This is a genomic window from Methanosarcina spelaei (assembly GCF_002287235.1).
Taxonomy (GTDB): Archaea; Halobacteriota; Methanosarcinia; order Methanosarcinales; family Methanosarcinaceae; genus Methanosarcina; species Methanosarcina spelaei.
The window spans coordinates 1-11,065 of record NZ_LMVP01000063.1 but is presented as its reverse complement, the minus strand read 5'-3'; the positions used below and the strand labels follow the sequence as shown (position 1 = coordinate 11,065).

General features: G+C 36.8%; 15 protein-coding genes. 10 read left to right on the top strand and 5 right to left on the bottom strand.

Annotated features, from left to right (window positions below):
- Positions 1-963, bottom strand: a 963-nt coding sequence (locus ASJ81_RS04920; protein ID WP_095643260.1) for an IS4 family transposase, incomplete at its 3' end; no start/stop codon positions are given.
- Positions 964-1,223: 260 nt separating this feature from the next.
- On the opposite strand from ASJ81_RS04920, the gene alaXM reads away from it, so the two are divergent.
- The 9 genes from alaXM (at position 1,224) to ASJ81_RS04870 (ending at position 7,902) form a co-directional block, all read left to right on the top strand.
- On the top strand, positions 1,224-1,955 hold the full coding sequence (alaXM, locus tag ASJ81_RS04915; protein ID WP_095643511.1) for an alanyl-tRNA editing protein AlaXM: 732 nt from the start codon (positions 1,224-1,226) through the stop codon (positions 1,953-1,955).
- Positions 1,956-2,263: 308 nt separating this feature from the next.
- Positions 2,264-3,262: a TIGR03557 family F420-dependent LLM class oxidoreductase gene (locus ASJ81_RS04910; RefSeq protein ID WP_095643510.1), complete on the top strand. Its 999-nt coding sequence runs from the start codon at positions 2,264-2,266 to the stop codon at positions 3,260-3,262.
- 559 nt (positions 3,263-3,821) lie between these two features.
- Positions 3,822-4,493, top strand: a complete 672-nt coding sequence (locus ASJ81_RS04905; protein ID WP_095643509.1) for a diacylglycerol/polyprenol kinase family protein — start codon at positions 3,822-3,824, stop codon at positions 4,491-4,493.
- Positions 4,494-5,575: 1,082 nt separating this feature from the next.
- Entirely contained in the window at positions 5,576-5,701 is a 126-nt protein-coding gene (locus tag ASJ81_RS04895; protein ID WP_095643508.1) for a DUF2795 domain-containing protein, read from the top strand.
- A gap of 347 nt (positions 5,702-6,048) precedes the next feature.
- The gene (locus ASJ81_RS04890; RefSeq protein WP_095643507.1) at positions 6,049-6,237 is read left to right on the top strand and encodes a DUF2795 domain-containing protein; all 189 of its coding nucleotides are present in this window, start codon (positions 6,049-6,051) and stop codon (positions 6,235-6,237) included.
- On the top strand, positions 6,209-6,415 hold the full coding sequence (locus ASJ81_RS24545) for a DUF2795 domain-containing protein (RefSeq protein ID WP_095643506.1): 207 nt from the start codon (positions 6,209-6,211) through the stop codon (positions 6,413-6,415). The genes ASJ81_RS04890 and ASJ81_RS24545 overlap by 29 nt, the downstream gene beginning before the upstream one ends.
- Complete coding sequence (locus tag ASJ81_RS24760) at positions 6,412-6,513, top strand: DUF2795 domain-containing protein (protein WP_095643505.1); 102 nt, start codon at positions 6,412-6,414, stop codon at positions 6,511-6,513. The genes ASJ81_RS24545 and ASJ81_RS24760 overlap by 4 nt, the downstream gene beginning before the upstream one ends.
- Before the next feature lie 77 nt (positions 6,514-6,590).
- Positions 6,591-6,779, top strand: a complete 189-nt coding sequence (locus tag ASJ81_RS04875) for a DUF2795 domain-containing protein (RefSeq protein ID WP_095643504.1) — start codon at positions 6,591-6,593, stop codon at positions 6,777-6,779.
- A gap of 928 nt (positions 6,780-7,707) precedes the next feature.
- Complete coding sequence (locus tag ASJ81_RS04870) at positions 7,708-7,902, top strand: CxxC-x17-CxxC domain-containing protein (RefSeq protein WP_095643503.1); 195 nt, start codon at positions 7,708-7,710, stop codon at positions 7,900-7,902.
- A 355-nt stretch (positions 7,903-8,257) separates the two neighbouring features.
- Here ASJ81_RS04870 and ASJ81_RS04865 read toward each other — a convergent pair whose 3' ends face one another.
- From ASJ81_RS04865 to ASJ81_RS22605, 4 genes are read right to left on the bottom strand one after another with little or no spacing between them, the layout of a single operon-like run.
- Positions 8,258-8,611, bottom strand: a complete 354-nt coding sequence (locus tag ASJ81_RS04865) for a hypothetical protein (RefSeq protein ID WP_095643502.1) — start codon at positions 8,609-8,611, stop codon at positions 8,258-8,260.
- 44 nt (positions 8,612-8,655) lie between these two features.
- Positions 8,656-8,922 carry a hypothetical protein gene (locus tag ASJ81_RS24400; protein ID WP_338037358.1) on the bottom strand — a complete coding sequence of 89 codons (267 nt, stop codon included), beginning with the start codon at positions 8,920-8,922 and terminating at the stop codon, positions 8,656-8,658.
- Positions 8,885-9,217: a toll/interleukin-1 receptor domain-containing protein gene (locus tag ASJ81_RS24395; RefSeq protein ID WP_338037357.1), complete on the bottom strand. Its 333-nt coding sequence runs from the start codon at positions 9,215-9,217 to the stop codon at positions 8,885-8,887. Before ASJ81_RS24395 ends, ASJ81_RS24400 begins: the two co-directional genes overlap by 38 nt.
- Positions 9,218-9,238: 21 nt before the next feature.
- Positions 9,239-9,379: a hypothetical protein gene (locus ASJ81_RS22605; RefSeq protein WP_170943199.1), complete on the bottom strand. Its 141-nt coding sequence runs from the start codon at positions 9,377-9,379 to the stop codon at positions 9,239-9,241.
- 260 nt (positions 9,380-9,639) lie between these two features.
- On the opposite strand from ASJ81_RS22605, the gene ASJ81_RS04855 reads away from it, so the two are divergent.
- Entirely contained in the window at positions 9,640-11,004 is a 1,365-nt protein-coding gene (locus tag ASJ81_RS04855; protein WP_141241585.1) for a hypothetical protein, read from the top strand.
- The last annotated feature ends 61 nt before the right edge of the window (positions 11,005-11,065 follow it).

Sequence of the window (11,065 nt, the reverse complement as noted above, 5' to 3'; positions counted from 1 at the left end):
TTCTATGTCCCATCTTGCTCCATATAAGTTTGCAATATCTTTTGCATTCAAAATCTCTTTCTGAATATTTGTGATATAAATGTGGTGCTTTTCATCCTCGTCATTATATACTGCAACAAGACGTACATTCATCTCATCCTGTTTTTGCTTGCCTTTATATTCTCTTCTTTTGAATGCTATTTTTACAACTGCATCAATATCTTTTCCAGAAAGTTGCTTAATGCACTCACTAATAGGTTTCCCTATGAAATCTTTGCACTTTGTTTTAGGCATTCCTTCCTCTATTGAAACAACAACAGGATCCATATTCTTTTTAATTCTTGAAACGAAATACCCCCCATTTTCTTCAACCCTTGCAAACATCTGAGTTTTGTAGAAACCAAGATCAACAAGGAGAATACGGTCTTTGATCCAGGGACCGATTTTCAATGTTTTTATCTCAGCTGATTTTTCGGAGTACAGAGCAACGGTTTTAGGGCCGTTAGCAACCGCACTTACCATAACTCCGACTTTTACTCCAGCAGCTACTGTTCTTGCTCTTGCTGCTGGAAATTTATCTGATAAAGAAGAGTGAAGACGAACAATTGTGCTGTCCTGAATGACAATATCCTGGAAGTTTTCGAGCTTCTTGCTAAGTTTTCTACCAGGTTCTTTTGCAAGTTCTTCTATGCCGTGAATTACGCACTGATGCAGGAACTCAACTAGTTCTGGAGTAAAACGATAGTACCAGCTGCTATCGCTTATGGTTTTATGGGACTCAGTTTCATATTCTCGTTTCAAACTGGAAAGTGTACGCTGCAAGCGTACGCCAAAACTAAGAGTTAAAACCCAAAAGATGATGACAGGGTCAATTTTGCGCTCACGTTTTATAAGACCAGTTTCTTTGGCAGTTTGCCTTAACCACTCTTCGGGAAACATTTCCCGAAGAGAGTCTTCAAGAGTAGGTGGGGGACGAGGAGACATAGAGATACATGTGTTAAGGTATTGTCATATAAAAACATCTTCAAGAGAAGGAATTTAGTGCTTAACCGATGACCAATGAATCGATATTCAATAATCATAAGTAATTGAAATAAATTTTCCCATGGTTACTGTTTTCTGCAGTTATGGAGAATTATGTTGGTAAGGCTTGGACTTTTACTCAAAACTGTATAGTTTATGTATTCTGACAGTTTTTATTCCTTAATTTCCACTTTAGTAAAGTTTAAAAAAGAGGTTTGACAATGACAGAGGCGCTTTACTTCCTTGATTGTTATCTGAAAGAATTCGAAGCAACTGTCGAAAAAGTTACAGATAATCGATTTATAGTTCTTGACCGTACTGCTTTTTATCCCGAGAGCGGTGGCCAACTCAGCGATACCGGAAAGTTGGTTCGCGAATCCGATGGAGCTGAGTTTAATGTTCTGTATGTGAGTAAGTCCAATGGAGACATCAGTCACGAGATAGACAGTGAAAATGTTTGTAACGGATTAAAAACGGGGGACAAAGTAAAAGGATTCATAGATTGGGATCGTCGTTACAGACATATGCGTATGCATACGGCGACTCATATAATAGCGAACGTAATTGAAAAGGAGGCAGGGGCTCAGATAACCGGAAACCAGCTTGGTCTTGACCAGAGCAGGGTGGATTTCAGTCTTGAAGTCTTTGATAGGGATAAATTTGCCGAATATGAGAAAATTGCTAATGACCTTATAGCCCGAGAAAGTCCTGTCAATCTCTATCTTGTAAGCCGTAAAGAAGCCGAAGAAAGGCTCTCGCGGTTAACCACGCTGGCAAAAGGCTTTTCCAACGAAATAAACGAAGTTCGCATAGTCGAAATCGAAGGAGTTACTATCGAAGCCTGTGGGGGGACACATGTTAAAAATACCGAGGAAATAAAAGGTATAAAGATCATAAAACTTCAGAATAAAGGGAAGAGCAACAGGAGAATGTACTTTACACTCCTGGATTAATCTCCAGAAATCTGAGCTTTTCTTCACTTTTACTCCTTTATTGTATTTCTTTTAATTATTTTTCTTTGCTGTTTTTCTTTTAGTTATTCTTTTCTTTGCTATTTTTCTTTTAGTTATTTTTTCTTTATTGTTTTTTAGTTATTCTTTCTTTAATCACTTTCTCCTTTGTCTTTTTCTTCTAGAGGTCATGTCTCAAGAAGCCTTACTTTATCAGCAGAACGTACTGTCTCGACTTTGAATTTTTAAGTCTGAATACAATTATCTAATATTATTTTATAATTTTAATAAATAATCAATGGGGGATAAGATTGCTTAAACTAGGATATAAGATCGCACCTGAACAGTTCCCTCCTTCCGAGTTGCTAAAACAGGTAATAGCTGCTGAAGAGGCAGGCTTTGAAAGTATTGATGCCAGTGATCATTTTCACCCCTGGAGTGAAGAAGGACAGGCCTGCTTTATCTGGAGCTGGCTTGGTGCAGCAGCTGCGAGTACCCAAAATATCGAACTGGGAACAGGTCTGACTTGCCCTATCCTGCGCTATAATCCTGCTATCATTGCTCAGGCTGCCGCAACCGTGTCTTCGATTGCAGGTGGACGAACCTATCTTGCAGTTGGAACCGGAGAAGCTTTAAACGAATATTCCGTGACTCTGGAATGGCCGCAATATGACGAGCGCCAGATACGAATGATAGAAGCAATAGGGCTTATCCGTGAACTCTGGACCGGGCAGAAAGTCAGCTTTGATGGGTGCTACTACCGGACAAAAAATGCCAAACTTTACACGCTGCCTAAAAACAATATTCCAATTTATATTTCGTCTCTTGTGCCTGAAAGTGCCTATGTTGCAGGCTATTATGGAGACGGCCTTCTAACTGTAGGAGGAGAGCCGGATATACAGAAATATGATAAGATTCTTTCCGAGTTTGAAAAGGGAGCCAGGGATTCAGGTAAGAACCCGGAACATTTGCCAAAAGCAGTAGAGCTCTTCGTTGACTATGGGACAGATCCTGAAACATCTATTGAGAACTTCATGAAGTACTGGGCTGGAGCTCTTATACATGCCCTTTTCCTGAATAAAATATATACTCCCGAAATGTCTGCTCAGAATGGAAAAGTTGTGGGCACGGATACAGTACGAAAAAATGCTTGCTTTTCCGAAAATCCTGAAGATCACATTAATTTTATAAACAAGTATATTGATTTAGGTTTCACACATATTTACTTACATTCGGCAGCTTCAGATCAGATAGCTTTTCTTAAAGCCTATGGAAAAGATATCTTACCGGCATTAAAAGAGACGGGATGAATTACCTTTTCACTTTTTGGTTTTGAAATTTTTTGTTCTGAGGTTCTCAAATTAGAATTTTGATTTAAAAACTTATCTTCTTTTTCACTATTCGTGGACGCATCTATTTTCTTATATTGGATTGCTAATAAGATAGCGTAGAACTGGTTGGAGATAAGAATACACATAGGAGATCTTCATAAAAACGATTGTCAAATTAGATCTGAATTTTTTAGAGCTAATTTGATAGCCTCGTTCTAGACTTCTTTCTAGAGCGCAAGGCTTATGTTTTCAGGCCTTTTGTTTCAATCGAATACCCGCTAGCCTGCTGCGGGGATGGAAAACTTTCCCGGTAACCGCTGATGATACTATAATTTCTCAATTCCATTTTCGGTTATTACCTTCTGCTCAAACTAAATTGTTTGGGGTTATTATTTCCTTTAACGGAATCTGAAGTGGTTGCGCGAACTCGTTGTTTGTAGCGGGGTATGTTCGCGCCAGTACAACTCTGATTTTTCAGATTTTATTTCGATTAATCGATTGGAATTAAAACTGTATAGGGTCACTAAAAGTTGATTTTATGGCAAAAGAAAGCACTCAAAACTTAACGTGTGATCTCGATAGAAGAACTGCTCTTAAAGGTGAAGTTGAGCGCCAATTTATACACCTGTTTACAGGCATAACTTTAATTCTTTTAATCCGGGCAGCCGGCGATATGGCACTTCCTCTCCTATTATTTCTGCTTGCTCTATATGTGACAGTCTCAGTAGCTATTATCCTGGATAAGCTTCCGCTTCGTTTGTCTACTTTCCTGTGCAGGTGGGGAAGACCTTCAAAGCAAAATATACCACTTAAAGGTATTATCATGCTTCTTTGTGGAATGACTCTCTCTTTTCTATTATTCCCTGAAGAAATTGTATATGCTTCTATTGCTATAGTCGCATTCGGGGATTCTATAGCAACCGCCGTAGGAGTGCTGGTAGGCAGGCATAAGCTACCATATTCGAAAGAAAAAACTGTAGAAGGAATGGTCTCAGGTATAGTAGCAGCCTTTTTACCATCTTTACTTTTTGTAACCCCTGTTCAGGCCCTTATAGGGGCTGCAGGTGGGATGCTGCTGGAAAGCATTATAGGTTTGCAGACAATCCGGGAACTTAACTCGCAAATTATCTTCAAGTTTTTCTTTAATGATAATTTCTTAATTCCTTTATTCTCAGGTTTACTCATGTATATTGTAGGTTTATATAACTGAGAATAATCTCAAGGCACACTGTAATTTTATTATATAAAAAGTACATTTTCTTTACTTGTAAAAGGATATATAAAATGGTCTTCAGGGTTCTAAGATTAGTTATCGGATTGATCATCTTCCTGTCTTTTGTGAAACCTTCTCTGGACTGTTAGTTTTTCACTGTTAGTTTTCCATTTCTTATACAATTGAGCTTTTGCTTTGCACTGCTTATATATTCAAACTTAAAAAGTATATTACAAATTTTTTAAAACGCAGTTTCCCTTTGTATTTCTCGGCTTCTTCAAGCAGAAAAAGTAAATACGCAGTGAAAATCAGTATGTAAAAGGCTGACTCCAGTATTGAGAGTTCCCTGTTCAGGATAAAAATAAAGAAAAACACAGCTGCAAACAGCACTACATAACTATCTCTCCTGAATTTACTGCTAGTGATCTGGACTCTTCTAGAAATTCAAATACCAAGGTCGCCAGTTAAAAGAAGATAGTTTCTTTCTTTGGACAATTAAATACTTTTCAGTAAAGGCAAATATTTTATCTGGCATTTTTGTTGGACGGAAATAAGCCTTGATTTCTGGCATTATTATATATTGAAATGCCTGTTTTCATTAGATAGACTCAGAATTGTTCTAGACTCAGAATTAGTTTTATACTATTAAATTACTTTTTCAAAATTATAGGCTGAAATCACACCTATTTATTTTTATATGATACCTCTGAGCTTCGGTAGCTTTCAAGAAAGTTTTTCTGATATGTGGCTAACTTATTTCCTCATGGAGTAGTTTTTCGGTATCGAGCACTCTACTGAATGGACTATTTTCTTTAACTAACCTGTTTTAAACCAAGCGATTTATGGGGGCATACTTTCAATAGGTGCTAACTAAAAACCCTGGTTTTCAGACATGTTCAGTCTTTTATTCTAAAAAAAAGCAATAAGCTACTAGATCTAAATAGTCATCTTCTACTAAACGTTTGAGTTGAATTCTTTTTTATATTATATTTTACATAATACTCAATGGTGGGTGGGCAACTTATTGGGAAAGGCAATAGCTACCTGAATCCAGGAGGTGAACTTATAAAAAGGAGTCCATGCCAGGCTTAAGAATCTATAACCGGCGGGGAATAGGCTATCCTGAAAGCAGAGACAACCTTGTAAAGTTTGCTGAGGATAATCAGGCAAGCAGTAATGTTCTGGACCTTTTGGGGGATTTCTAAAATAAAGTAACACCCTGATGATGTTACCAGAAATATCAACGTCAACACATCAAACCGTAAAACCAAATGGTTACAGGTTTACTTAGCAGGGGTTTTAGAACAGATGCAGTTTAGGTCTGGATCATATCGAAAGAATGGGTTATCTCATTCAAAAGTGAGCTATCGAGTGCTATACAACCTATACGGCTGAATACACCTGAGAGTAAAGTACAAGAAATTTGGCAATAAAGTATTCAGATAAGGCTTTCTGTCTGAAAAGTATGTAGATCGCTAGAAAGCATGTCATACTGACTATGTCAGTAAGGAATTAAAAATACATATAAAATACAAAAATCGGGGGAAAATTTATGCAAACTAGTCCAATTGAAGTCCAAAAAGCTCTAAAGAACATAAATTATCCTGTAAAAAAGCAGGATCTTATCGAGCATGCTAAAAAGCACAATGCCAGCAATGAGGTAATGCAAGTCCTTAAGAGTCTTCCAGACAAGGAATATACAAACGCTGCCGATGTTAGTAAGGAATTTTCTGGAAAGTAAAATTATTAATAAAAAATTCGAAAACAAATATACAAAATATGAGGGAAGATTTATAAGAGCAAATATGGCTGATGTTGAACACGCACTGAAAGGTATTGATTTTCCTAAAAGCAAGAATGAAATCGTTAGTTATGCTCAGCAACATAACGCTAATAATGAAATAATAATAATGAAATAATTTCTGACTTGCAGCAACTTCCAGACAGGACATATAAAAATGCTGCCGATGTTGCTCAGGAATTTAGTGGAAAGCGTTTTGGAGGAGAGTCAAAATAAGGGATCAGGTCTCTGAAAAAGCTGTAAATGTTGAAATGAACTTAAAGGGGACTTGATTGGAGTAAAGGGGGAAACTTTTGCAAACCAGCCCAGTTGAAGTTCAAAAAGCTCTAAAGGATATAGATTATCCTGTAAAAAAACAGGGACTTATTGAGCATGCTAAAAAGCATAAAGCTAGTAGTGAGGTAATTGAGTTTCTCGAAGACCTTCCAGACAAGGAGTACACCAGTACTATCGACGTCAGCAAAGAATTTGAAGGAAAATAACTTTACTTTAGAGTCAGTAAGGCGTTAAATAGGGGGGTGAGTAAAAAGTTTTCCTTTTATCCAAATAAAATTGGAGGCTAATAAACCTCCTTTCTTTATCCGGAATGTAGTTATTTGATAATTATTTTCCAGGCTACTTTTGTCATAACTCTACTGCTAAAATTTAGAAACCCATATTCCACAGTATTTTTTCGAAAATCAGCAATTCTTATGATAGTGTTTTTAAACGAATTTCAGTAATTTGTATGTTTAATGACACTTGGTGAAAATTAAATAATATCGTTTTTGGTCTCTATAAACACCATATAGTTGCTTTTACTTTCTGCATAAAAGTTCAATAAATCTATGTTGGATTGAAACTTAACAGCAGGAGAAATCATTAGATCTGAAAATCTATTACTGAAAGGATAGCATGGGTAAAAATACTGTAAGTGATATATAAGTTTCAACTACCATGATATATTATAAATCAAATCTACTTTAAATTTTTTTGCTAAATATAGACTTTAGTGAAAAGCAGAATAGTTTTGCATCTTCTGCTTTAGCTCCTTAATACTTTAGTTCCTTAGTATTATTCTGGAAACTTGATTCTTGAACAAAACTTAATGATACACTTGAATGATAACGAAATTTATTCGCAACTCAAACATTAATAGAGTTTAATGCAACAAATATTTCAATAATTTGAGTATAGATGCATAATTCATTGGAATAAATTGCTAAGCACTCGGCTTAAAAAGTAGCAAAATTGTTGAAGCTTAATAAACTTTAGTACAGTAAAAATAAATACCATTATGCTAGATATTAATAGTTCAATTAGTTCATCAAGACCCCCAGCAATAACAGTTCATAAATGAGGCTCTTTTTGAATTATTTGATACTTCTCTTTGTGTGAACTTTAACGAGAAATAAAATAGGGGAAATCATAATGGAAAGAAAAGGTTCCCAGAGCAGGGATCGGGGTTCCGGTAGAGAACGCAACTATAGTAGAGAGCCACAGACGATGTACAAAGCAAAATGCTCAGATTGTGGCAAAGAAACGGAGGTGCCTTTTAAACCGGACCCTGACAGGCCGGTCTACTGCAGGGAGTGTTACGCAAAGCGCAAACCTAAAAGGTACTAATATTTCGGCATCAAGCCTTATGTTTTAGTTCTGTAAATAATCTTCAGCTAGTTCGCAAGGTTAATATTTTTACCTTAATTTCTCTTTTTCCTTGCGCTTTGTTTTTGTCTTTTTCTCTAATTTTCCTTTTTCAGTTACTTTTCCTTATGTTGCCCTGAAACTACAATAATATCCAGTCAAAATTTCAAAACAAGTCAAAAATCTCAAAACAAGTCAAATTTCAAAATAAAATCAAATGTAAAAATGAATCCAGTATAAAAATGAATCCAGTATAAAAATGAATCCAGTATAAAAATGAATCCAGTATAAAAATGAATCCAGTATAAAAATAAAGCTGTCTTAGATTTAAAGAGTGTTATTCCAGTCCCTGGGTTTCGAGTTCTCTTTCTAATTGCGTTATATCCAGGGATACCTGAAAGAGAGCATCTCTTCCTACATCCCTTACATTAATTTCTACGGGTTGAGATAACGTAGCTTTGATGGTTCTCCAATTTTCTCTGAAGATGTCAACAACTTCCCATGGACCAGCAGAGCTGTCTTTAACCCTATCTCGAGCAAGTTGTAAAAGCAGGTGTTTCTTTTCTGTAGGGGTGAGATTTTCAATTCCTTTGACCTCTGACTCACTTACAGTCGCCTCACCCATTTTGGATCGAACTACCATTGGTTCTCCTGGCTCATCTTTTATTTCATTTGTTACTTTTCTTTTCATCAGTCCACCTCTTTATTATTTTCAGCCCGATTGATAATCAATAATCAGAGCATAGGTCTGAATGTTCTTGGGTCCATGTGAATATTCTTCTGGCAATAATTGCATCTTGTCTCAAGGTGCGTTCCTGCTAGAAGAGCTCTCTCTACCTCTTCCTGAGGTGAGATGTACTGCGTCATCTCCTCTCCGCAATAGGGACGCTTTATCTTTAGCCAGTCAAGCCTGGTCAGTTCTCTCAGGTTCTGTATTAATTTTCCTAGAGCATCCTCATAAGCTTCAGGAGAAAAGACAATGGGTTGGAGGTGGTGTATCAAGGATAGGTAATTCTACTCCTACTTCTACTAGCGGAATTATAAGCTGTTCAGTTCCAACTGCAAGGCCAATCTCCTGATTTACTTCCGGAGACCTTGCACCTTTCTGTGTGAAAATCAGGATAAAACAGTCTGATTGGCGAATACCAAAACGTATCCTTTCACCCAGGGAAAGAATTCGAGCTTTCCTGTACAGAGATGAAAAGCTTTCCAGCTCTACAGCCCAGAGAGATCTGCCAAGTTCCTGAGCAAGTGGCTCGTCCTGTTCACAGTGGGATATATAGATTTTCGAAATCATAGCTGGCGTACTTTATCGGAATTACTCTATTTTTTTTGGTTTCTTATCGTGCTCAGTTTCCGGCTCCGGATGAGGTATCGGCTCAGGTGAAGGAATAGGTTCAGGCTCGGGTTCAGGTATCGGTTCAGGCTGGAAAGATGGTTTTTTGTTTTCTTCTGGCAAAATAAATCCCCCTTTATAATAATAACTTCTCCTCTATAAGTACTATAACTTTCAAGGAATTTACTTTCTAAACGACTTTTTCTTATAATATTTCTTTATTATTAATTCGCGCTGCCAACTTTAAATTGGACAGGTTTTAAATGAAAACTTAACTGGATTTTCAATAGGATTTTTATGGTAGCCCTAACTATCAGAGAAATCATTTTTAGTTTAAGTGTGATAATTGATATATTGCTGATGAGAAAGATAGGAGCCCGATGGTGACAGAAAATAACATACAACCTGAAAAATTTTCACTATATGAACGCCTGCGGGATTTAAATACCTCAGAGTTTTATGATCTGGTAAGCACCCTACTGATTAAAAAACCAGAATTACATCAACTGGTCCTGAAATGGTTCAAAGAAAAACAGGAATCAATGCCTGATATTATAACAGATGACGATATGGTTTCCATAAACGATGGGCTATTGCTTGAATACTGGGAAGATGCCAGGAGTATCATCTCGGAATTTAACGAGCTTGGAGGCGGTCCGGAAGATGATGAAGAGGAGGCATTCGGTTATCTGGAAAAAATTTCGGAACTGATTAAAGAAGGTGACCTGTCAACTATTGCAAAACTCGAATTTTTAGATGAAGCCTTTGAAGAATATAATATCAAGAATTCGGGTTTTGAAGATGGTTTACTGGATATTTTTTTTGAGATCTGCCAAACAAAAGAAGAATGGGAATATTTAGTGAAAAAACTTGATGAACATCCTTCTGACTGGAGAAAAAAACAGATTATGAAGATCCAGAGAGAATACCTTCACAATGACGAAGCTTATCTGCAGGAGCGCATGAAAATTCTCAATTATGGAATGGATTACTGGGACTTAGTTGAATATTATGTAGAAATAGGGGATCAGGTTAAAGCCCTGGAAACGGCAGAAACGGGTATCCTTAAAGGGGAAGGCTGGGTTACTAAGTTATTTGAATTTCTGTGGGAATATTATTCCAAAAAAGGAGACACTGCCAACCTTGAGCGGCTTGTGCAGACAGCACTATCCCGAAATACTGAACAGAAGGACATGCTGGACAGGTTATTTGAGTATTACAGGTCAAAAGGAGATTACGAGCATGCAAAAGCTGCACTTTTAAAGTCGTTTGAGTTTACCAGAAAGAAATACTATGAAGAGTATAAAAAGCTGAAAGAATTTCTGAAAGTCCCTGATTGGAAATCTATTGAGCCTGAAATATTCACTAGGATCAAAGAAAAAGATTTTCATGATTATTTGAGAATATGTCTGGATAAGGGTATGAAAGAAACAGTTCTCAAATCAATTTTCGATCCTCCTAAAAACAGGTTCAGTTATTCAATTGAGGACGATTTTGATGAGTTTGCAGATAAATTGGCAAATGACTTTCCGGATAAAATCACCGAATATTACTGGCAAAAAGCCTATCGAAACATACTCAACGGGAATAGAAAAACATACAGCGTTGCAGCCAAATATCTTGGAAAGGCCAAAGATATCTATATCAATATCTTAAATAATGAAGCCGGTTGGATAAAACGTTTTTCCAACCTGAAATCTGAGTTTAAGAAGCGTCCCGCTTTTCTTGAAATAGTGAGTGGGTTATAAACTTTTTTTTATTTCAGTCGAATACCCCGCTAGCTTGCTGCGGGGATGGAAAACTTCCCCG